Origin of the sequence: Streptomyces canarius (genome assembly GCF_014650735.1) — a bacterium.
Lineage (GTDB): Bacteria > Actinomycetota > Actinomycetes > Streptomycetales > Streptomycetaceae > Streptomyces > Streptomyces olivaceoviridis.
The window spans coordinates 148,095-169,427 of record NZ_BMVN01000013.1 but is presented as its reverse complement, the minus strand read 5'-3'; the positions used below and the strand labels follow the sequence as shown (position 1 = coordinate 169,427).

The window sequence follows — 21,333 nt, the reverse complement described above, 5'->3', positions numbered from 1 at the left end:
GCGGACTCCGGCCCAGCTCACTTCGAAGCCTTCAGAACGTGATGACCGCTGAGCGGGGTAGTCAAGTCGGTGACCAGCTCACCACGCCAGAGAAGGTGAAGGACCCCAGCACGGACCTCCTCCGGTTCCCGTCCGGCGAGTGCGTCATCGAGTTCGCCAAGTGTCCGGCAATCCAGCTCCATCGCTCGAAGTTCGTCGAGCAGGAGACCATCGAAAAGCCAGTCACGTCGGTACCCGGCGAGGAACCGAAGGTTCTCGAGTTCCGCCGGCGCAGGTTCGCTCCACACGACGTATCGCCATCCGCGTGTCTCCACCAGCCGCCGCGTCCAGTCGAAAGTGAACGCCACCTCTGGCTTGGCCACCCGGTGCCTCGGCTTGACGTCGACCACGACCGGACCGTCCTCGCTGATCAGCAGATAGTCCGGAATGTGTTTGCGAGCCTTGCCTTCCACCTCGGCTTTCAGCAGGAAGGGCTGAGCAAGGATGCGGCGGACGGATGGGTCGAAGTCGTCAAACAGCAGTCGAGCAAGTTCAAGCCGCGACTCGTAGATCACGTGGTCACGCATGGTCGAGGACCAGTAGGTGCCCGAGTAGTGCTTCTGGCCGTCGTACCACCGGAATGTCCGCCATGGAGACGCTGTCGCTAACGTCGCGCTGCTGACGCTCTCCCATGGCTCGTCTTCGAACCCTCGGCCCGATGTACGGAAACACACCACTGCCGACTCAACTGGCACGAGCACCCCCACTCCCGCAGCATCAGGTTCGATGCGATCAAGCAGTCGGTGACAGCCTGGGCCGTACGGCAGTACATGCACCAAGAGAGCTTGGAACGTCCACACGTTTGAGCGAATTCGACCTCAAGAGCCTGGCCAATCTCACGGCAATGTCGTATCCGACATCCATCCGACATCGATCGTGAGATTCCGACACGGGAAATGAGGCCCTACAGCCCGGTGGATCAGGTCTGGGCCATGTCCACGAAGCGCGAGTAGTGGCCCTGGAAGGCGACCGTGATCGTCGCCGTCGGGCCGTTTCGGTGCTTGGCGACGATCAGGTCCGCCTCGCCCGCGCGCGGCGACTCCTTCTCGTACGCGTCCTCACGGTGCAGCAGGATGACCATGTCGGCGTCCTGCTCGATGGAGCCGGACTCACGCAGGTCGGAGACCATCGGCTTCTTGTCGGTGCGCTGCTCGGGACCACGGTTGAGCTGCGAGAGCGCGATGACCGGGATCTCCAGCTCCTTCGCGAGCAGCTTGAGGTTACGGGACATGTCCGAGACCTCCTGCTGACGGCTCTCGGCGCGCTTGGAGCCACCGGACTGCATCAGCTGGAGGTAGTCGATGACGACCAGCTTCAGGTCGTTGCGCTGCTTCAGGCGCCGGCATTTGGCTCGGATCTCCATCATCGACAGGTTCGGGGAGTCGTCGATGTACAGCGGCGCGGCCGACACGTCCGGCATGCGGCGGGCGAGCCGCGTCCAGTCCTCGTCGGTCATCGTGCCGGACCGCATGTGGTGCAGGGCGACCCGGGCCTCGGCGGACAGCAGGCGCATCGCGATCTCGTTGCGGCCCATTTCGAGCGAGAAGATGACGCTCGGGAGGTTGTGCTTGATGGAGGCGGCCCGCGCGAAGTCCAGGGCGAGGGTCGACTTGCCCATGGCGGGGCGGGCCGCGATGACGATCATCTGGCCCGGGTGGAGGCCGTTCGTCAGCGAGTCGAAGTCCGTGAAGCCTGTGGGCACACCTGTCATCTCGCCGCTGCGCGAACCGATCGCCTCGATCTCGTCGAGGGCGCCTTCCATGATGTCGCCGAGCGGGAGGTAGTCCTCGCTGGTGCGTTGCTCGGTGACGGCGTAGATCTCGGCCTGAGCACGGTTGACGATCTCGTCCACGTCTCCGTCGGCCGCGTATCCCATCTGCGTGATGCGCGTACCGGCCTCGACCAGGCGGCGCAGGACGGCCCGCTCGTGGACGATCTCCGCGTAGTACTCCGCGTTGGCAGCCGTCGGCACGGTCTGGACGAGGCTGTGCAGATACGCGGCGCCGCCGACCTTGTTGATCTCACCACGCTTGGTGAGTTCGGCGGCGATGGTGATCGGGTCCGCCGGCTCGCCCTTGGCGTAGACGTCCAGGATGGCCTGGTAGATCGTCTCGTGCGCGGGCTTGTAGAAGTCGTGGCCCTTGAGGATCTCGACGACATCGGCGATGGCGTCCTTGGACAGCAGCATGCCACCCAGCACGGACTGCTCGGCGTCCAGATCCTGTGGCGGCACCCGCTCGAAGGACGAACCCCCGCCGTCCCAGGCGCCGTTCTCCCGGCCTCGGTCGTGCTGCTCGTCACGCCCCCGGCCGACGTCAGCGCGCCGGCGGGAGGCCGGCAGACGATCACTGGGCCCGCTGTCGGCCCATGGATCGTCCAAGGGCTCGGAAATGCTCACCGAGCCACCTCCTCCCGTCCGCACGGCGGACCTCGCCGTGTCCTCTTTTGTACGGCACGGCACTGACAAACAAGACGCCCAACTCCGGTTCTCGCGCGTCGGGTTTGTGACGGTTCCCCGGCCCGAAGAAGGACGTCTTCGGGGCCCGGCGAGGGAGCGGGCGCCGGACCACCGTAGGCCCGTCGGCACCGTCAGCCAATCTGGTTATCCACAGGCCATGTGGACGACGGCCCGGATGCTGTGGAGAACTCGCCGAAACCTGTGCACGACCCGGTGGAAAGCCCTGTGAACAAGCCCTCGATCCCCTCAAGACCAAGCCTGTGACCTGCACATTTATGATCCACCGGCTGTGCAGAGAAAAAACTTCCCCAGTCGGGCCAAGATCGCTTCGAACGGCATCCGAAAGGACACGGCTCGCGATCAAAAGTAAGGACTGCAGGCCGCTTGCATCTCTTACCTGTGGACGATTACATTGATGCCCATGACACAGGCTCCAGAGATCCCCAAGGCCACCCTGCGTCGGCACGACCGAGAAATCGTCGCGCTGGCCGTCCCGGCCTTCGGCGCCCTCGTCGCCGAGCCTCTCTTCGTCATGGCGGACAGTGCGATCGTCGGCCATCTCGGGACCGCTCAACTCGCCGGTCTCGCCGTCGCTTCGGCGCTCCTCACCACCGCCGTGAGTGTCTTCGTCTTCCTCGCCTACGCCACCACGGCCGGCGTGTCCCGCCACGTCGGCGCCGGTGATCTCCCGGCAGCCATCCGTCAGGGCATGGACGGCATCTGGCTGGCGCTCTTGCTCGGCATCGCCGTCATCGCCGTCGTCCTGCCCCTCGCACCCGGCATCGTGGACCTCTTCGGCGCCTCCCCGACCGCGGCCCCCTACGCCATCACCTATCTGCGCGTCTCCGCACTGGGCATCCCGGCCATGCTCATCGTCCTGGCCGCGACCGGAGTGCTGCGCGGCCTCCAGGACACCAGGACCCCGCTCTACGTCGCCGTCGCGGGATTCGTCGCCAACGCCGCGCTCAACGTGGGGCTCGTCTACGGTGCCGGGCTCGGTATCGCCGGTTCGGCCTGGGGCACGGTCATCGCACAGTGCGGCATGGCGGCCGTCTACCTGACCGTCGTCGTCCGTGGGGCCCATCGGCACGGCGCCTCTCTCCGGCCGGATGCCGCCGGCATCCGGGCCTCGGCTCAGGCCGGCGTCCCTCTGCTGGTCCGCACACTGTCCCTGCGGGCGATCCTCATGATCGCCACAGCGGTCGCGGCCCGTCTCGGCGACGCCGACATCGCCGGGCACCAGATCGTCCTGTCCCTGTGGAGCCTGTTGTCCTTCGCCCTCGACGCGATAGCGATCGCGGGACAGGCCATCATCGGCCGCTACCTCGGAGCGGACGACGCCCAGGGAGCCCGTGAAGCCTGCCGTCGCATGGTCCACTGGGGCGTCGCGACCGGAGTCCTGCTGGGCCTCCTCGTGGTGGCCGCACGACCGCTCTTCCTGCCACTGTTCACCAGCGACTCCCTGGTGAAGGACGCCGCTCTGCCGGCCCTGCTGCTCGTGGCGCTGTCGCAGCCCGTCTGCGGCATCGTCTTCGTCCTCGACGGGGTCCTCATGGGCGCGGGGGACGGCCCGTATCTGGCCTGGGCCATGGTCGTCACCCTGTTGGTGTTCGCTCCCGCGGCCCTGCTCGTTCCCACGTTCGGCGGCGGACTCACCGCCCTTTGGGCTGCGATGACGTTGATGATGGCGGTCCGGATGCTGACCCTGTGGCTGCGGACCCGCTCGGGCCGATGGGTCGTGACGGGCGCGACCCGCTGACCGTTTCACGTGAAACATGCCACCGTCCCGGTGACGGTAGCCCGGTCGTGGAAGCCCGGTCTGGAGAGCCCTGGACAGGGGAAAGGGGCCGCGCCCAATGAAGGGTGCGGCCCCTTTACCGGCTCAAGCGAGCACGGCGATCACGCGGCGATCAGGCCGCGACGACCTCGACGTTGACCTTGGCGGCAACCTCGGGGTGCAGACGCACGGACGTCTCGTGGGCGCCCAGGGTCTTGATCGGAGCGGACAGCTCGATGCGGCGCTTGTCGACCTCGGGGCCACCGGAAGCCTTGATCGCGGACGCGATGTCGGCCGGGGTGACGGAACCGAAGAGACGGCCGGCGTCGCCGGAGCGGACGGCCAGACGGACCTTCACGCCCTCGAGCTGGGCCTTGACCTGGTTGGCCTGCTCGATGGTCTGGATCTCGTGGATCTTGCGAGCACGGCGGATCTGCTCGACGTCCTTCTCGCCACCCTTGGTCCAGCGGATAGCGAACTTCCGCGGGATCAGGTAGTTGCGAGCGTAACCGTCCTTGACGTCGACGACGTCGCCCGCGGCACCGAGGCCGGTGACCTCGTGGGTGAGGATGATCTTCATGAGTCGGTCACCCTTCCCTTATCGCGCGGTGGACGTGTAGGGCAGCAGCGCCATCTCACGGCTGTTCTTGACGGCCGTGGCGACGTCACGCTGGTGCTGCGTGCAGTTGCCGGTCACGCGGCGGGCACGGATCTTGCCGCGGTCGGAAATGAACTTCCGCAGCATGTTCGTGTCCTTGTAGTCCACGTACGTGACCTTGTCCTTGCAGAAAGCGCAGACCTTCTTCTTCGGCTTGCGCACAGGCGGCTTCGCCATGGTGTTTCTCCTGTGTGATCAAGAAGTTGGGATACGACCCGCCCTCGACCCGGACCGGCCCGGAAGGCCTGGCCCGAAGGCTTAGAAGGGGGGCTCGTCCGAGTAGCCGCCACCGCCGCCGGAGCCTCCGCCCCAGCCGCCGCCACCCTGGTTGCCACCGGCGGGAGCGCCGGTCGCCCACGGGTCGTCAGCCGGAGCGCCGCCGCCCTGCTGGCCGCCACCGGGGCCACCGCCCCAGCCGCCGCCAGCCTGGCCGCCACCGCCGCCGTAACCGCCCTGGCCACCGCGAGCGCCACCGGCGGTCTTGGTGACCTTGGCCGTGGCGTTGCGCAGGCTGGGGCCGACTTCCTCGACGTCCAGCTCGTAGACCGTGCGCTTGACGCCCTCACGGTCCTCGTAGGACCGCTGCTTCAGCCGGCCCTGCACGATGACGCGCATGCCTCGCTGGAGCGACTCGGCGACGTTCTCCGCCGCCTGGCGCCAGACCGAGCAGGTCAGGAAGAGGCTCTCGCCGTCCTTCCACTCGTTCGTCTGGCGGTCGAAGGTGCGGGGAGTGGACGCGACGCGGAACTTCGCGACCGCCGCACCGGACGGGGTGAAGCGCAGCTCGGGGTCGTCGACAAGATTGCCGATGACCGTGATGACGGTCTCGCCTGCCATGGGGGAACCTCTCGGCGGGTTTGCTGCTCTGGCTGCTTGTTGCTGCTACTCGAATCCCGAGATCAGCTGAGCGGGGAAGCTCAGTGGGTCTCGGGGCGGAGGACCTTGGTCCGGAGGACCGACTCGTTCAGGTTCATCTGGCGGTCGAGCTCCTTGACGACCGCAGGCTCGGCCTGCAGGTCGATGACCGAGTAGATGCCCTCGGGCTTCTTCTTGATCTCGTAGGCGAGACGACGACGGCCCCAGGTGTCGACCTTCTCAACCTTGCCGCCGCCGTCACGGACGACGGACAGGAAGTTCTCGATCAGCGGGGAGACAGCGCGCTCCTCGAGATCGGGGTCGAGGATGACCATCACCTCGTAGTGACGCATGTGGAACCCACCTCCTTTGGACTCAGCGGCCACGGTCGTTCCGTGGCAGGAGGGTTGTGATGCGTACGCAACGGTATCGGCCGCCACTGACAATCGGGTTCCTTCAGGGAAGCCGGCAGTGTGACCCGGGCAGGTCTGGGCAGACACCAGTGCAGACGGTACAGACTACCCGCACCCACGCTTCCGGTTGAAATCCGGCCGTCGACCCCGACAATCTGTACACATCGGGTGTGTACGGCGCTACGATGCGCCGCCTTCCGCAGGAGGTGCCCATGGCACAGGCATTGCGACCCAACACCGCCGGTTCCCTCTTCGCCACGGACGGCAAGCCCCATCCCCTTCAGGACACCCTGATGGCGGTGACGTTCGCCCTCGGCCTGCTGTCCTTCATCACGTCCTTCTTCCACAGCCTTCACCTGTTGACCTCGTGGGCAGGCCTGGTGGCACTGGCCACGGGCGTGTACGGACAGTGGATCTCGGTGACCACGCGGCAGCGGTTCGGCCTGATCCTGGGTCTCGGCGCCGCCGGAGTCGGTTTCCTGATCGGCATGGCCCACGGCGGCCTGTTCGGCGGGATCATCAGCTGACTCCACCGGGCTCAAAGCCCCGTACGCCCAGTCGGGGCGCTCGCAAGGCGCAGTAGGCTTCGGCGCGAGAGCCGGAGCCCCTGTACCCATGGGGACACACCAGCCCGAGGAGCGCCCCGAATGAGCCTGACCCTGAGGACCATCAGTCGCGAGCAGCATCTGGCCTTCATCCAGAGCCTGCCGGCGGCGAGCCACATGCAGGTCCCGGCCTGGGCAGATGTGAAGGCGGAGTGGCGCTCGGAGAACCTGGGCTGGTTCGACAAAAGCGGCCAGATGGTCGGCGTGGGCCTGGTCCTCTACCGCCAGCTGCCCAAGATCAAGCGCTACCTCGCCTATCTGCCCGAGGGTCCGGTCATCAACTGGTACGCGCCGAACCTGGACGACTGGATCCAGCCGATGCTGGCGCATCTGAAGCAGCAGGGCGCCTTCTCCGTGAAGATGGGCCCGCCGGTGATCATCCGCCGCTGGAACGCTGACACGATCAAGAGGGGCATCCAGGACCCGGACGTCAAGCGTCTGCGCGACCTGGAGGCCGACTTCATCGAGCCGCGCGCCTTCGAGGTGGCCGACAAGCTGCGCCGCATGGGCTGGCAGCAGGGTGAGGACGGCGGCGCCGGCTTCGGCGACGTGCAGCCCCGCTACGTCTACCAGGTGCCGCTGGCGAACCGCTCCCTGGAAGAGGTCCACAAGAACTTCAACCAGCTGTGGCGCCGCAACATCAAGAAGGCCGAGAAGGCCGGCGTCGAGGTCGTCCAGGGCGGCTACCAGGACCTGCCCGAGTGGCAGCGGCTGTACGAGATCACGGCCGTCCGCGACCACTTCCGGCCCCGCCCGCTGTCGTACTTCCAGCGCATGTGGACGGCCCTCAACACCGAGGACCCCAACCGCATGCGGCTGTACTTCGCCCGCCACAACGGGGTGAACCTCTCGGCGGCGACGATGCTGATCGTCGGCGGGCACGTCTGGTACTCCTACGGCGCCTCCGACAACATCGGCCGCGAGGTCCGGCCGTCCAACGCCATGCAGTGGCGGATGCTGCGCGACGCCTACGCGCTCGGCGCCACCGTCTACGACCTGCGCGGCATCTCTGACTCGCTGGACGAGACCGACCACCTCTTCGGCCTCATCCAGTTCAAGGTCGGCACCGGCGGCCAGGCCGCCGAGTACCTCGGCGAGTGGGACTTCCCGCTGAACAAGCTGCTCCACAAGGCGCTCGACATCTACATGTCGCGACGCTGAGCCGCGCGGGCGTTTGATTCCATAGCCTTCGCAGCTCTCACACCTCTGATCCACCGCAGCTACGAGAAAGGTTCCGGGTCCGGCCATGGCGCTCACGCTCTACGTCGACACCGCGCGCTGGCGGGCGCACCACAAGCACGTGCAGGAACAGTTCCCGGGACTCGTCCCGGTCTGCAAGGGCAACGGCTACGGCTTCGGGCACGAACGGCTGTCGGAGGAGGCCACACGGCTCGGTGCCGACCTGCTCGCCGTCGGCACGACCTACGAGGCCGCGCGCATCAAGGACTTCTTCAGCGGTGACCTCCTGGTGCTCACGCCGTACCGGCGTGGCGAGGAGCCCGTGCCGCTGCCCGACCGGGTCGTCCGCTCGGTGTCGTCGATCGACGGCGTGTACGGCCTCGTGGGTGCCCGTGTCGTCATCGAGGTGATGTCCTCGATGAAGCGGCACGGCATCAGCGAGCACGATCTGCCCCAGCTGCACCAGGCCATAGAGAACGTCCGGCTGGAGGGCTTCGCCATCCACCTGCCGCTGGACCGCACCGACGGCTCGGACGCCGTCGAGGAGGTCATCGGCTGGATGGACCGGCTGCGCGCGGCACGGCTGCCGCTGCACACGATGTTCGTCAGCCACCTCAAGGCGGACGATCTGGCCCGGCTCCAGCAGCAGTTCCCGCAGACCCGGTTCCGCGCCCGCATCGGCACGCGGCTGTGGCTGGGGGACCACGATGCCACCGAGTACCGCGGTGCCGTCCTGGACGTCACGCGTGTGGCGAAGGGCGACCGGTTCGGCTACCGGCAGCAGAAGGCGGCCTCGGACGGCTTCCTGGTGGTCGTGGCGGGCGGAACGTCGCACGGCGTGGGTCTGGAGGCCCCGAAGGCCCTGCACGGCGTCATGCCGCGCGCCAAGGGCGTCGCCCGGGCCGGGCTCGCCACGGTCAACCGGAATCTCTCCCCGTTCGTCTGGGGCGGCAAGCAGCGCTGGTTCGCCGAGCCGCCGCACATGCAGGTGTCGATCCTGTTCGTGCCCTCGGACGCCCCCGAGCCGAAGGTCGGCGACGAACTGGTGGCCCATCTGCGGCACACCACGACCCAGTTCGACCGTCTCGTGGACCGCTGAGCCCAGAACGCCGAGAAGGCCGTATCCGGTACTCCCGGACACGGCCTTCTGTGTGCACCGCCTGCCGCGTGCCTATGAGGCGTGCCGCGTACGGAGGAGGCGTGGCGCGTGTTCGCTCAGAGCGAACGATCGTCGTGGGGCAGCGTCTCCGGCCGGCCCCAGTCCACCTGAGGCCCCTCGAAGTCGGCGGCGTCGCGCGGCGTATGGGCTCCCGCGCCGAGCACGAACACGTCCTCCGCGCCGTCGAGCACTCCGCCCGACGGGTCGTCGTCACCGGACCGGCGCACCACGTCCCGCTCCGGCATGAGGATGTCCCGTACGACGACGGCGCACAGGTACAACGTGCCCAGCAGGTGCACGACGATCGCCCAGTGGTAGCCCTGCGTGGGCAGGCCCTTGTGGGCATCTCCGCTGGTCGTGTAGGCGAGGTACAGCCAGATCCCCAGGAAGTACGCCACCTCGCACGCCTGCCAGATCAGGAAGTCCCGCCACTTGGGCCGGGCGAGGACCACCAGCGGCACCAGCCACAGGACGTACTGCGGGGAGTAGACCTTGTTGGTGAGGATGAAGGCGGCCACCATCAGGAAGGCCAGCTGGGCGAAGCGCGGCCGGCGCGGGGCGACGAACGTCAGCGCGGCGATGCCGAGGAAACACAGCACCACGAGCACCGTGGCCGCGGTGTTGACGAACTCGGTGGTGGGCGGGTTGCTGGAGTTCTGCGCCCAGATCAGCCAGAAGGAGCCGAAGTCGACACCGCGTTCCTTGCTGAAGGTGTAGAACTTCGCCCAGCCCTCACGGATGTGGAAGCCCGTCGCGTCGTGCGTGATCATCACGGGCAGGTTCACCACGAGCCAGGCGACCACCGCGCCGCAGACGGCCTGGAAGAACGCGCGCCACTTGCCCGCCCGCCAGCACAGCACCAGCAGCGGCCCCAGCAGCAGGACGGGATACAGCTTGGCGGCCGTGGCGAGGCCCAGGAGGACACCGAAGGCGAGGGCGCGGCCCCGGGACCACATGAGCATCGCGGCGGCCGTCAGCGCGACGGCCAGCAGGTCCCAGTTGATGGTCGCGGTCAGCGCGAGGGCGGGCGCCAGGGCGACCAGGAGACCGTCCCAGGGGCGCCGGCGGTGGGTGCGGGCCACGCACACGGCGATGACGGCGGCGCACACCATCAGCATCCCTGCGTTGACGAACCAGTACCACTGCTCCTGGTGCTGGATGCTGCCGCTGTGCGGGGTCAGCCAGGAGGCCACCTCCATGAACACGCCGGTGAGCACCGGGTATTCGAGGTAGTCCATGTCGCCGGGAAGCTTGTCGAAGTACGGCACGAGATGGTCGGCGAACCCGCGGCCCTGGTAGAGGTGCGGGATGTCCGAGTAGCAGGCGTGCGTGTACTGACTGCTCGCTCCGAAGAACCAGCCGCTGTGGTAGCAGGGCGCCTTCTGGACCAGGCCGAGGGCGAACATGCCGATCGCCACGAGCGCCACGATCCGCACGGGGGTCCACCAGGAGGTTCCCAGCAGGGCGTGCCGCCCCAGAGGACCGCCGATCAGCTCACTGCCGGCGGCGGCGACCTCGTCCTCCCTGGTCGGCTGCACCGGCTCGGCCACGGCGGATCGCACGGACTCGGGCTCGTGCATGCTCGCGGGCGTCATCTCTGCACTGGGCATGGGACACATCCTGCCGTACCCGGCTGGGAAAACACCGAGGGCCGCCGCACCCGGTGGGTGCGGCGGCCCATGTTTCACGTGAAACACCCTCGGTGGGCGATATGGTCGCCAACCGGTCGGATCGCCGGGCTAGCCGGTCTGGCTCCCGAAGAAGCCCCCGTTCCCGTTCCCGTTCCCGTTGCCCCGGGTGTCACCGGTCCCGGTCGTGTCCGTGACCGAGGGTGACGGCGACTCGCCTCCGCCCCCGTCGACACCACCTGTGTCCACGCCTCCGGCGCCATTGCCGTTGGCCCCGCCATTGCCGTTGCAGTTCGGGTCCCAGCCGAGCTGGCAGGACTCGCTCACCGACGGAGACGGTGAGGTGGTCGTCTTGCTCGGCGTCGGGCTCGGCGTGTCACTGGGCGTCGGGCTCGGCGTGATGGTGACGCTCGGGGTCGGGGAGGGAGCACCCACCTCGTCCTGGACCTTGCCGATCTCGGTGGGGTCCGGGAAGCCCGGGTCGTTCTTGCCCTTGAGCGCGTCCTTCATGTACTCGGTCCACACCTGGGTCGGGATGTCACCACCGTGGATGGAGTCCACGCCCGCCGTACCGTTCATGGACAGCAGCTCGTGGTCCTTGGGGTTCTCGCGGAACATCGCGACCGAGGTCGACAGCTGCTGGGTGTAGCCGACGAACCAGGCCGACTTGTTGCTGTCGGTGGTACCGGTCTTGCCGGCCGCGGTACGTCCCAGGGCCTTGGCGTTCTGACCGGTACCGTTCTGGATCACGTTCTCCAGGGTGTCCGTGACGTTGTTGGCCACGTTCTCCGGCATCGCCTGCTTCCGCTCGGGCTTGGTGAAGCCCGGCAGTTCCTGGCCGTCCTTCTTGACGCTCGTCACCGAGTACGGATCCGCGTGCTGGCCGGAGCCGGCGAACGTCGCGTAGGCGTCCGCCATGCGGATCGCGCTCGGCGTCGAGGTGCCGATGGCGAAGGACGGGTTGAGGTCGGCGAAGCTTGCGTCGAGGATGCCGGAGGCCTTCGCGACCTCTCGGACCTTCGACATCCCCACGTCCATGCCGAGCTGCACGAACGGGGTGTTGATGGACTGCTCCATGGCCTTGCGCAGCGTGATGTAGCCCCATGGCTTGGGGCCCTCGTTGCGCTGGTAGAAGACCGAGCCGTCCTTCTTCAGGACGTAGCTTCCGTCCTGGTTCCTCACCTTGAGCTTGTCGTTGCCGTTGTACTTGCTCAGCGGCGAGATGCCCTCACCGTCAGACTTGTAGGTGCCGTACTCCATCGCCGCGGCCAGGACGAACGGCTTCCACGTCGAGCCGACGGGGACACCGGAAGTGTCGGCGTTGTTGGTGAAGTGTCCGTTCTCGTAACCGTCACCGCCGTAGAGCGCGACGATCGCACCGTCCTTCGGCCTCACCGATGCCGCGCCGAACTGGACGTACTTATCCAGATCGCGATGCTTCGGGTCGAGACGCTCCTTCTCGACCTTCTTCACGGCGGCACTCAGGGCGTTCACGCTCTTCTTGTCGAAGGTCGTGTAGATCTGGTACCCGCCCTGGTCGAACTGCGCCTCGGTGATTTTGGAGTGGTTCAGGACGTACTTCTTGGCCGTGTCGACGAGGTAGCTGATCTGGCCGGTCATGCCCTTGGTCGCCTTGCGGTCCTGGGGCTTGGGGTACTCCTTGATGGCTTCCTGGTACTGGACGTCCGAGAGGTGCTTGTCGTTGTGCATCTCGCCGAGAATCCAGCGCCAGCGCTTCTCGGAACGCTCCCGGTTGTCCTTCGCGTTCGCCGAGGGGTCGAGGTCCGCGTTGCCGGCCGGGTCGTAGTACGTCGGACCCTTCAGCAGCGCCGCCAGGAAGGCGCACTCACTCGGCTTGAGGTCGAGCGCGTCCTTGCCGTAGTAGGTGCGCGCGGCGGCCTGGATGCCGTAGGCGCCACGGCCGTAGTACGAGGTGTTCAGATAGCCCTGAAGGATCTCCTTCTTGTCGAGCCTCGTCCCCACCTTTATGGAGATGAACATCTCCTTGAACTTGCGGGTGACGGTCTGTTCCTGGCTCAGGTAGGTGTTCTTCACGAACTGCTGGGTGATCGTCGAGCCACCCTGCGTCTGACCGCCCCGGGCCATGTTGCCCAGGGCTCGGGCGATACCCATCGGGTCGACGCCCGAGTCCTGGTAGAAGCTCTTGTTCTCCGCCGAGATCACCGCCCACTGCATGGCCTCGGGGATCTTGTCGATGGTGACGTTCTGCCGGTTCACCCCGGTGCCCGTCGCCACCATCTGGCTGCCGTCGGCCCAGTAGTAGACGTTGTTCTGCGACCTGGCCGCGTCGTTCTCGTTCGGGATCGAGACCATCGCGTAGCCGACGCCGACCATCACCACCAGGCTGCCGACGAAGCCGATGAACAGCCCGCTGACCAGCTTCCAGGACGGCACCCAGCGCTGCCAGCCGTACTTGCCGGCCCTCGGGTAGTCGATGAACCGCTTCTTGCCGGGTGCGGTCGACGCGCGACCGCCGCCGCGCCCGGGACCGGTCGGGCCGCCCGGGCCGCCGCGCCGGCCGCCGGCGTTGTCGGCCGCTCTGCGTCGGCCGCCTCTCTGCGCGGCACGGCGGGCCTCGGCACGGCCGCCGTAGGAACGCTCCTCACCTCCCGGGTCCGTGGACTCCGACCCCGGGGAACGGGACCCATAAGAGTCGGCAGGGGACCCGGTGGCGCCTCGCGGTGCCGCACGGCGGCCGGAGGACGAGCCGGACTGGCCGCGTCGGGCCGCGGCACGTCCGCCTCCCTGCGGCTGCGGCGGTTTGCGACGGTGCTCGCTCATCGAACGATTACTCCTCGGGCAGGCGCACCCGTGCGCGCCTGGAACGGCGGCTGATTTCCGGTCCCCCCGAAGTACGGATGTGGTCGGTCCTGCATTCACCCGTACTGCACCAGGGACGAAGACGCTCCCCAGGCATCACGCGGTTCCCGGTGGTGTCATGCCGCACAGACTACGCACCACCAAAACGCGCCGAGCCCCGAAGTTCACCCCAAAACAGGCAAGTTGCCTCCAATGAAACGGTGATGTGATCCCGTTCACCACTGCCCCTCTTGTCGCGTGCGGTAGGCCGTTCTATCGTGCTGATGTATCGAGTCGATACATCAGCACGAGATAAAGACGCCGCCGAGCGGTGCGAGACCTGCGGGACGGTCCTGCGGGGCCGAGAGGAGGCGACGATGAGCCGGCGCTCCGGCATCCTTGAGTTCGCCGTGCTCGGCCTGCTCCGGGAGTCCCCGATGCACGGCTACGAGCTGCGCAAACGACTCAACACGTCACTGGGTGTGTTCCGCGCGTTCAGCTACGGGACGCTGTACCCCTGCCTCAAGACGCTGGTCGCCAACGGCTGGCTGATCGAGGAACCCGGGAACACCCACGACGACGCACTCGCCGCTCCCCTCGCCGGACGCCGCGCCAAGATCGTTTACCGGCTGACCGCGGAAGGCAAGGAGCACTTCGAGGAACTGCTCTCGCAGACCGGTCCCGACGCGTACGAGGACGAGCACTTCGCCGCACGGTTCGCCTTCTTCGGGCAGACCTCGCGCGATGTGCGCATGCGCGTCCTGGAGGGCCGGCGCAGCCGCCTGGAGGAACGCCTGGAGAAGATGCGCGCCTCCCTGGCGCGCACCCGGGAGCGCCTCGACGACTACACGCTTGAGCTCCAGCGCCACGGGATGGAGTCCGTGGAGCGCGAAGTGCGCTGGCTGAACGAGCTCATCGAGAGCGAGCGGGCCGGGCGGGACCTGAGGGGTTCCGAGTCCGGGGGGTCCGCTCAGCAGGACACCACCACTGGATCGACGGGCGGCCTGCCCCGTCCCGGGGACACCCCGCGGACGGATACGCCCGACGACACCGCCACGTGAGTCCCAGTCAGGGCCTCACTCGTACACACAGGGAGCAACCGGAATGGGTTCGGTTCGCGTAGCCATCGTCGGCGTGGGCAACTGCGCCGCGTCGCTGGTGCAGGGAGTCGAGTACTACAAGGACGCCGACCCGGCGTCCAAGGTCCCCGGCCTGATGCACGTGCAGTTCGGTGACTACCACGTCCGCGACGTCGAGTTCGTCGCCGCGTTCGACGTCGACGCCAAGAAGGTCGGCCTTGACCTCGCGGACGCCATCGGCGCCTCCGAGAACAACACGATCAAGATCTGCGACGTGCCCACCACCGGTGTCACCGTCCAGCGCGGCCACACCCTCGACGGCCTCGGCAAGTACTACCGCGCCACCATCGAGGAGTCGGACGCCGAGCCGGTCGACGTCGTCCAGATCCTGAAGGACAAGCAGGTCGACGTCCTGGTCTGCTACCTGCCCGTCGGTTCCGAGGACGCGGCGAAGTTCTACGCCCAGTGCGCCATCGACGCCAAGGTCGCCTTCGTCAACGCCCTCCCGGTCTTCATCGCCGGCACCAAGGAGTGGGCGGACAAGTTCACCGAGGCCGGTGTGCCGATCGTCGGTGACGACATCAAGTCCCAGGTCGGCGCCACCATCACGCACCGCGTCATGGCGAAGCTGTTCGAGGACCGCGGTGTCATCCTCGACCGCACGATGCAGCTGAACGTCGGCGGCAACATGGACTTCAAGAACATGCTGGAGCGCGAGCGCCTGGAGTCCAAGAAGATCTCCAAGACGCAGGCCGTCACCTCCCAGATCCCCGACCGGGACCTCGGCGAGAAGAACGTCCACATCGGCCCGTCCGACTACGTGGCCTGGCTGGACGACCGCAAGTGGGCCTACGTCCGACTGGAGGGTCGCGCCTTCGGCGACGTCCCGCTGAACCTGGAGTACAAGCTGGAGGTCTGGGACTCCCCGAACTCCGCCGGTGTCATCATCGACGCGCTGCGCGCCGCGAAGATCGCCAAGGACCGCGGCATCGGTGGCCCGATCCTGTCCGCCTCCTCGTACTTCATGAAGTCCCCGCCGGTCCAGTACTTCGACGACGAGGCCCGCGAGAACGTCGAGAAGTTCATCCGCGGCGAGGTCGAGCGCTAAGACGCCCGGCGCCGCTCGCACGAGAACGCTCCTGCCAGGGCTGTGAAGGTCCCCGGGTCCCGCGACCCGGGGACCTTCCGCATGTGTGAGGGTGTGATCCATGCCCGTCGTCCGTGACCTGCGCGTCCTGCTGCGCCTGGGGAACTTCCGGCGCCTGCTGTACGTCCGCCTCCTGTCCCAGGGCGCCGACGGCGTCTACCAGGTCGCACTCGCCGCATACGTCGTCTTCTCCCCGGAGAAGCAGACCTCGGCCGCCGCGATCGCCTCGGCGATGGCGGTCCTGCTGCTCCCCTATTCACTGGTCGGACCGTTCGCCGGTGTCCTGCTGGACCGCTGGCGACGCCGGCAGGTCTTCGTGTACGGCAATCTGCTGCGCGCCCTGCTGGCCGCGGTCACCGCCGCACTGATGCTCGGCCACGCTCCGGACTGGCTCTTCTACGTGTCCGCGCTGTGCGTCACGGCCGTCAACCGCTTCGTCCTCGCGGGGCTGTCCGCCGCTCTGCCACGGGTCGTCGACACCGAGCGCCTGGTACTGGCCAACTCCCTCTCCCCGACCGCCGGCACCCTCGCCGCGACGATCGGCGGAGCCCTGGCCTTCGGCGTGCGGATCGTGGCATCGGACTCCGACGCGGCGGTGGTGGTACTCGGCGCCTTCCTGTACCTGTGCGCGAGTCTCGCGTCCCTCCGCATGGCACCCGGCCTGCTCGGCCCCGACCGGCACCCGGGCCGGCCTCGTCTCGGCGTGGCGCTCGCCACGACGGCACGCGAGCTGCTGGCGGCCATGGTGCACCTGGCCGCGCCGAGGCGCCGGGAAGCGGCCTGGGCTCTGGGCGCGATGACGCTGATGCGCTTCTGTTACGGCGCCCTCCTCGTCCTGCTGCTCATGCTCTGCCGCTACGCCCTGGCCGACACCCCCGAGGAAGGGCTGCGCCTCCTCGGGCCGGCGCTGGCATTGTCCGGCGCGGGATTCTTCGCGGCGGCCGTGGTGACGCCGTGGGCGGCGGGGCGGCTCGGCCCCATCCGCTGGATCATGGTGTGCTCGGGCGCGGCCATGGTGCTGGAACCCGCCCTGGGCCTGCCCTTCGCCACCGGCCCGCTCATGGTCGCGGCCTTCGTTCTCGGCCTGATCACCCAGGGCGCGAAGATCGCCACGGACACGATCGTCCAGTCCTGCGTCGAGGACGGCTTCCGTGGCCGGGTCTTCTCCGTGTACGACGTGCTCTTCAACGTCGCTTTCGTCGGTGCCGCGGGAGTGGCGGCCCTGATGCTTCCACCAGACGGCCGCTCGACCGTGCTGGTGACTCTCGTCGCCGTCATCTATGGCGTGATCGCCGCCGGACTGGCTCGCTTCGCGCGCCGCTAGTACAGAACAAGGGGCGATGTTTCACGTGAAACATCGCCCCTCAGTGTCTCCGTCCCCGACGACTGTTTCACGTGAAACATCGTCCGGACCGACTCAGCTCTGCTCGGCCCACCACTCCTTGAGCGCCGCCACCGCAGTGTCGCGCTCCATCGGCCCGTTCTCCAGGCGCAGCTCCAGCATGTGCTTGTACGCCTTGCCGACGGCCGGGCCGGGACCGATCCCCAGGATCTCCATGATCTGGTTGCCGTCGAGGTCGGGGCGGATCGCGTCGAGCTCCTCCTGCTCCTGAAGCTGGGCGATCCGCTCCTCCAGGCCGTCGTAGGCCCGGGACAGTACCACCGCCTTGCGCTTGTTGCGCGTGGTGCAGTCGGAACGGGTCAGCTTGTGCAGGCGGTCCAGCAGCGGGCCCGCGTCACGGACGTACCGGCGGACCGCCGAGTCCGTCCACTCCCCGGTTCCGTAGCCGTGGAAGCGCAGGTGAAGTTCGACCAGCCGTGAGACGTCCTTCACCAGCTCGTTGGAGTACTTCAAGGCGGTCATGCGCTTCTTGGTCATCTTGGCGCCGACCACCTCGTGGTGGTGGAAGGAGACCCGGCCGTCCTGCTCGAAGCGGCGGGTGCGCGGCTTGCCGATGTCGTGCAGCAGCGCGGCCAGACGGAGGGTGAGATCCGGGCCGTCCTCCTCCAGTGCGATCGCCTGCTCCAGGACGATCAGCGTGTGCTCGTAGACGTCCTTGTGCCGGTGATGCTCGTCCCTCTCCAGCCGCAGCGCCGGCAGCTCGGGCAGGACATGCCCGGCGAGCCCGGTGTCGACGAGCAGGCTCAGACCCTTGCGCGGGTGCGCGGAGAGGATCAGCTTGTTCAGTTCGTCCCGGACCCGCTCGGCCGAGACGATCTCGATCCGACCGGCCATCTCCGTCATGGCGGTGACGACCTCGGGGGCGACCTCGAAGTCCAGCTGGGCAGCGAACCGGGCGGCCCGCATCATGCGCAGGGGATCGTCCGAGAACGACTCCTCGGGCGTACCCGGCGTCCGCAGGACACGCGCCGCGAGATCTTCCAGTCCGCCATGCGGGTCGATGAACTCCTTCGCCGGCAGCGCCACGGCCATCGCGTTGACCGTGAAGTCGCGGCGGACCAGATCCTCCTCGATGGAGTCGCCGTACGACACCTCCGGCTTGCGCGAGGTGCGGTCGTAGGCCTCGGACCGGTAGGTGGTGATCTCGATCTGGTAGCCGCCCTTGTGCGCGCCGACCGTGCCGAAGGCGATGCCCACCTCCCAGACGGCGTCCGCCCAGGGCCGGACGATCTTCAGTACGTCCTCGGGACGGGCGTCGGTGGTGAAGTCCAGGTCGTTGCCGAGCCGGCCGAGCAACGCGTCGCGGACCGATCCGCCGACCAGGGCGAGCGAGAAGCCCGCTTCCTGGAATCGGCGGGCGAGGTCGTCGGCGACCGGGGCCACCCGCAGCAGCTCGGCGACCGCGCGCTGCTGCGCCTGGCTCAGGGCGGAGGGAGTGTCTTCGTTCGGGTTCGGCACAACAGAAGAGGGTACGTGCCCCGCGCGACCAGAGGCGCCCCCATAACGGTGCGGACACCTCCCGCCATACACGTGCAAGCGCTGCTCTTGCGGCGTACGGCCGCTCTCCCCTCGATACTGGATATAGGGGACGGGTCACGGTTGTCCTTCGATCTTGTGGAGGAGACCGCGGCACTTCCCTTCAGCGCGCATCGTTACCATGCGTGGACGCACATTCCGACGACCACTGACGACGACGAGGGACGGGCGAGCGCGTGGCCGAGGCGGCTGACTTCCAGGGGACCAGTGCCTCACCTGCCCGCCGGTGGCTGCGGCGCGCCGGAACACTGCTCGCCGGGGCACCACTGCTGGCCGGTCTGCTCCAGCTGCCCGCCGCCGGGCCCGCGCAGGCCGACTCGTCCGGCACGGTGTCCGTCTCCCTGGACTCGCTCAGCCCCAGTGCCCCCACGGACGGCGACACGGTGACCGTCTCGGGCACGGTGACGAACAACGGCAAGCAGGCCGTCACCGACGCCCATGTGGGTCTGCGGGTCGGCCCCCAGCTGACGAGCCGCTCGGAGATCGATTCCGTCGCCCGGCACTCCGACGAGCCGCAGAGCGGCACCGGCACGGAGGTCGGCGACAAGTACGAGGAGAAGTTCGACAAGCTGGCCCCCGGGGTCGCCGAGCACTTCACGATCTCCGTGCCCGTGGACAAGCTCGACCTCGGCGACGACGGGGTCTACGAGTTCGACGTCACCCTGTCCGGCCAAACCTCCGCCCAGGCGTGGGACCAGGTGCTCGGCATCCAGCGGACGTTCCTGCCGTGGCAGCCGTCGGAGGCCGACACCAAGACCAAGACGTCGTTCCTGTGGCCGCTGATCTCCACGGCCCACCTGACGGCGAAGACGGGCGCGGGCGAGCTACAGACGCCGGAGTTCCTCGACGACGACCTCGCCAAGGAGCTGGCCCCCGGTGGCCGGCTGGCCCAGATGGTGGACCTGGGCAAGGACCTCGACGTCACCTGGGTGATCGACCCCGACCTGCTCGCCTCGGTCGACGCGATGGCCGCGGGCAACTACCGGCTCCAGGCGGCCGACGGCACCAGCACGCCCGGCCCGCGCGAACACCAGGCGGTCGCCAAGCAGTGGCTGGCGGCCCTCCAGAAGGCGGTGGCCGGCAAGGAGGTCGTCGCCCTGCCGTTCGGCGACCCGGACCTGGCCTCGCTGGCGCACAACGGCACCAGCGTCACCGGCTCGCTCAGCCACCTCAAGGACGCCACCGACGTCGCCGCGATCACCGTGAAGACCGTGCTCCATGTCACACCGAGCACCGACTTCGCCTGGCCGGTGGACGGCGCCGTGGACCCGTCGATCATGAAGGTGGCGACCTCCGCCGGCGCCGACCGGGTGATCGCCCGCAGCGACAGCCTCCAGGAGACCGGCGGACTGCCGTACACGCCGTCCGCCGCCCGCCCGGTCGGCGGAGGCACCACGGCGGTCGTCGCCGACGCCCGGCTGTCCACGGCGTTCGAGGGCGACCTCACGAAGGCGGGCGCGGCCACCCTCGCCGTCCAGCGGTTCCTGGCCCAGAGCCTGTCGCTGAACGCACAGACGGACAAGCAGCGCAGCATCGTCGTCGCCCCGCAGCGCATGCCCACGGCGAGCCAGGCGCAGGCGATGGCGACGGCGCTGAAGGCGCTCCAGGGCGGCACCTGGTCCCAGTCACAGGACCTCTCCGCGGCGGCCAAGGACAAGCCCGACCCGGGCGCCACCACGCGCATCCCCCCGCGGTCCGCCTACCCCTCCTCGCTGCGCCGGCAGGAACTGCCGAAGGCGGTCTTCGACCAGATCGCCCGCACCCAGGACAAGCTCGACAACTTCCGGGTGATCCTCTCCGACCAGTCCCGCGTGGTCACGCCCTTCGGGCGGGCCATAAACCGCGAGATGTCCACGTCCTGGCGGGGCAGGCGCGGCGAGGCGGTCGGCTATCGCGACGGCGTGGAGGCCTGGATCGACGACCTGACCGAACAGGTCAAGCTGATCGACAAGTCCGAGACCAAGCTCTCGGGGCGGAGCGCCACCATCCCGGTGACCGTCCAGAACAACCTCGTCCAGCCCGTGGGTCACCTGGTGCTGCGCCTCACCTCGACCATGCCGACCCGCCTGAAGATCGGTGGCAAGGCCTACGACGAGCAGCCCGTGGAAGTCTCCGGCGGGCACAGCCAGTCGGTGAAGTTCACCACCTCGGCCAACGCCAACGGCCGGGTGACGGTCCTCGCCCAGCTGTACACCGAGGACGGCCAGCCCTACGGCGACGCCGTCAGCTTCGACGTGAAGGTCACCGAGGTCACGCCCACCGTGATGCTGGTCATCGGCGGCGGCGTCCTGCTCCTGGTGCTCGCCGGCTTCCGCATGTACACCCAGCGCAAGCGCGCGGCCGCCCGGCAGGCCGACGAGGACGGCCCCGGAACAGCGGGGGAGGACACGGGCGAGCCCGGGAACCCGGAGGCGCCCGGCGACCGTCTCCCGGAAGAGTCCGACTCCACCCCCAGGGCAGACGGTCCCGAGCAGCCGAGTGACCCTGCACCGGACACCGCACCGGAAAGCGCCGACCCGTCCGGGACGGGTGAGAGAGTGGACCGTTGAGCGATGTCGTGGCCGGTGGGCCCGGGACG

At 68.1% G+C, this 21,333-nt stretch carries 17 protein-coding genes; 8 read left to right on the top strand and 9 right to left on the bottom strand.

Going from position 1 to position 21,333, the window contains the following annotated elements:
- Window positions 1-17 precede the first annotated feature (17 nt).
- Both IE294_RS20435 and dnaB read right to left on the bottom strand, forming a co-directional pair.
- Window positions 18-713: a TnsA-like heteromeric transposase endonuclease subunit gene (locus IE294_RS20435; protein WP_229917248.1), complete on the bottom strand. Its 696-nt coding sequence runs from the start codon at window positions 711-713 to the stop codon at window positions 18-20.
- A 245-nt stretch (window positions 714-958) separates the two neighbouring features.
- Window positions 959-2,437, bottom strand: a complete 1,479-nt coding sequence (dnaB, locus tag IE294_RS20430) for a replicative DNA helicase (RefSeq protein WP_189888154.1) — start codon at window positions 2,435-2,437, stop codon at window positions 959-961.
- Window positions 2,438-2,918: 481 nt separating this feature from the next.
- Here dnaB and IE294_RS20425 point away from each other — a divergent pair, with 481 nt between their 5' ends.
- The gene (locus tag IE294_RS20425) at window positions 2,919-4,256 is read left to right on the top strand and encodes an MATE family efflux transporter (protein ID WP_189888152.1); all 1,338 of its coding nucleotides are present in this window, start codon (window positions 2,919-2,921) and stop codon (window positions 4,254-4,256) included.
- 151 nt (window positions 4,257-4,407) lie between these two features.
- Here the strand turns inward: IE294_RS20425 and rplI are convergent, their stop codons facing one another.
- The 4 genes from rplI to rpsF form a co-directional block, all read right to left on the bottom strand.
- A complete protein-coding gene (gene rplI, locus IE294_RS20420) occupies window positions 4,408-4,854 on the bottom strand; it encodes a 50S ribosomal protein L9 (RefSeq protein WP_189818463.1) in 447 nt (148 codons plus the stop codon).
- 18 nt (window positions 4,855-4,872) lie between these two features.
- On the bottom strand, window positions 4,873-5,109 hold the full coding sequence (rpsR, locus tag IE294_RS20415; RefSeq protein ID WP_003949403.1) for a 30S ribosomal protein S18: 237 nt from the start codon (window positions 5,107-5,109) through the stop codon (window positions 4,873-4,875).
- A gap of 81 nt (window positions 5,110-5,190) precedes the next feature.
- Window positions 5,191-5,769, bottom strand: coding sequence for a single-stranded DNA-binding protein (locus IE294_RS20410; protein WP_189888150.1), 579 nt, complete (start codon window positions 5,767-5,769; stop codon window positions 5,191-5,193).
- 80 nt (window positions 5,770-5,849) lie between these two features.
- Window positions 5,850-6,140, bottom strand: coding sequence for a 30S ribosomal protein S6 (gene rpsF, locus IE294_RS20405; RefSeq protein WP_014673750.1), 291 nt, complete (start codon window positions 6,138-6,140; stop codon window positions 5,850-5,852).
- A gap of 272 nt (window positions 6,141-6,412) precedes the next feature.
- Here rpsF and IE294_RS20400 point away from each other — a divergent pair, with 272 nt between their 5' ends.
- The 3 genes from IE294_RS20400 (at window position 6,413) to IE294_RS20390 (ending at window position 9,083) form a co-directional block, all read left to right on the top strand.
- Window positions 6,413-6,727, top strand: coding sequence for a hypothetical protein (locus IE294_RS20400; protein WP_189888148.1), 315 nt, complete (start codon window positions 6,413-6,415; stop codon window positions 6,725-6,727).
- Window positions 6,728-6,847: 120 nt separating this feature from the next.
- The gene (locus tag IE294_RS20395; protein ID WP_189888146.1) at window positions 6,848-7,966 is read left to right on the top strand and encodes a lipid II:glycine glycyltransferase FemX; all 1,119 of its coding nucleotides are present in this window, start codon (window positions 6,848-6,850) and stop codon (window positions 7,964-7,966) included.
- Between the two features lie 85 nt (window positions 7,967-8,051).
- Window positions 8,052-9,083, top strand: coding sequence for an alanine racemase (locus IE294_RS20390; protein ID WP_030640115.1), 1,032 nt, complete (start codon window positions 8,052-8,054; stop codon window positions 9,081-9,083).
- Window positions 9,084-9,199: 116 nt separating this feature from the next.
- Here the strand turns inward: IE294_RS20390 and IE294_RS20385 are convergent, their stop codons facing one another.
- Window positions 9,200-10,753 (bottom strand): glycosyltransferase family 87 protein, encoded by a 1,554-nt coding sequence (locus tag IE294_RS20385; protein WP_189888144.1) that lies wholly within the window; start codon window positions 10,751-10,753, stop codon window positions 9,200-9,202.
- Between the two features lie 129 nt (window positions 10,754-10,882).
- The gene (locus IE294_RS20380) at window positions 10,883-13,573 is read right to left on the bottom strand and encodes a transglycosylase domain-containing protein (RefSeq protein WP_373315834.1); all 2,691 of its coding nucleotides are present in this window, start codon (window positions 13,571-13,573) and stop codon (window positions 10,883-10,885) included.
- Between the two features lie 395 nt (window positions 13,574-13,968).
- Between IE294_RS20380 and IE294_RS20375 the strand changes: the two genes are divergently transcribed.
- From IE294_RS20375 to IE294_RS20365, 3 genes are all read left to right on the top strand, one after another.
- The gene (locus IE294_RS20375; RefSeq protein ID WP_014673756.1) at window positions 13,969-14,652 is read left to right on the top strand and encodes a PadR family transcriptional regulator; all 684 of its coding nucleotides are present in this window, start codon (window positions 13,969-13,971) and stop codon (window positions 14,650-14,652) included.
- Window positions 14,653-14,695: 43 nt separating this feature from the next.
- On the top strand, window positions 14,696-15,778 hold the full coding sequence (locus IE294_RS20370) for an inositol-3-phosphate synthase (protein WP_030640124.1): 1,083 nt from the start codon (window positions 14,696-14,698) through the stop codon (window positions 15,776-15,778).
- Window positions 15,779-15,878: 100 nt separating this feature from the next.
- Window positions 15,879-17,141: an MFS transporter gene (locus tag IE294_RS20365; protein ID WP_189888142.1), complete on the top strand. Its 1,263-nt coding sequence runs from the start codon at window positions 15,879-15,881 to the stop codon at window positions 17,139-17,141.
- Window positions 17,142-17,234: 93 nt separating this feature from the next.
- Here the strand turns inward: IE294_RS20365 and IE294_RS20360 are convergent, their stop codons facing one another.
- Window positions 17,235-18,677 carry a CCA tRNA nucleotidyltransferase gene (locus tag IE294_RS20360; protein ID WP_189888140.1) on the bottom strand — a complete coding sequence of 481 codons (1,443 nt, stop codon included), beginning with the start codon at window positions 18,675-18,677 and terminating at the stop codon, window positions 17,235-17,237.
- 254 nt (window positions 18,678-18,931) lie between these two features.
- Here IE294_RS20360 and IE294_RS20355 point away from each other — a divergent pair, with 254 nt between their 5' ends.
- Window positions 18,932-21,304, top strand: coding sequence for a DUF6049 family protein (locus IE294_RS20355; protein ID WP_189888138.1), 2,373 nt, complete (start codon window positions 18,932-18,934; stop codon window positions 21,302-21,304).
- Window positions 21,305-21,333: the final 29 nt, after the last annotated feature.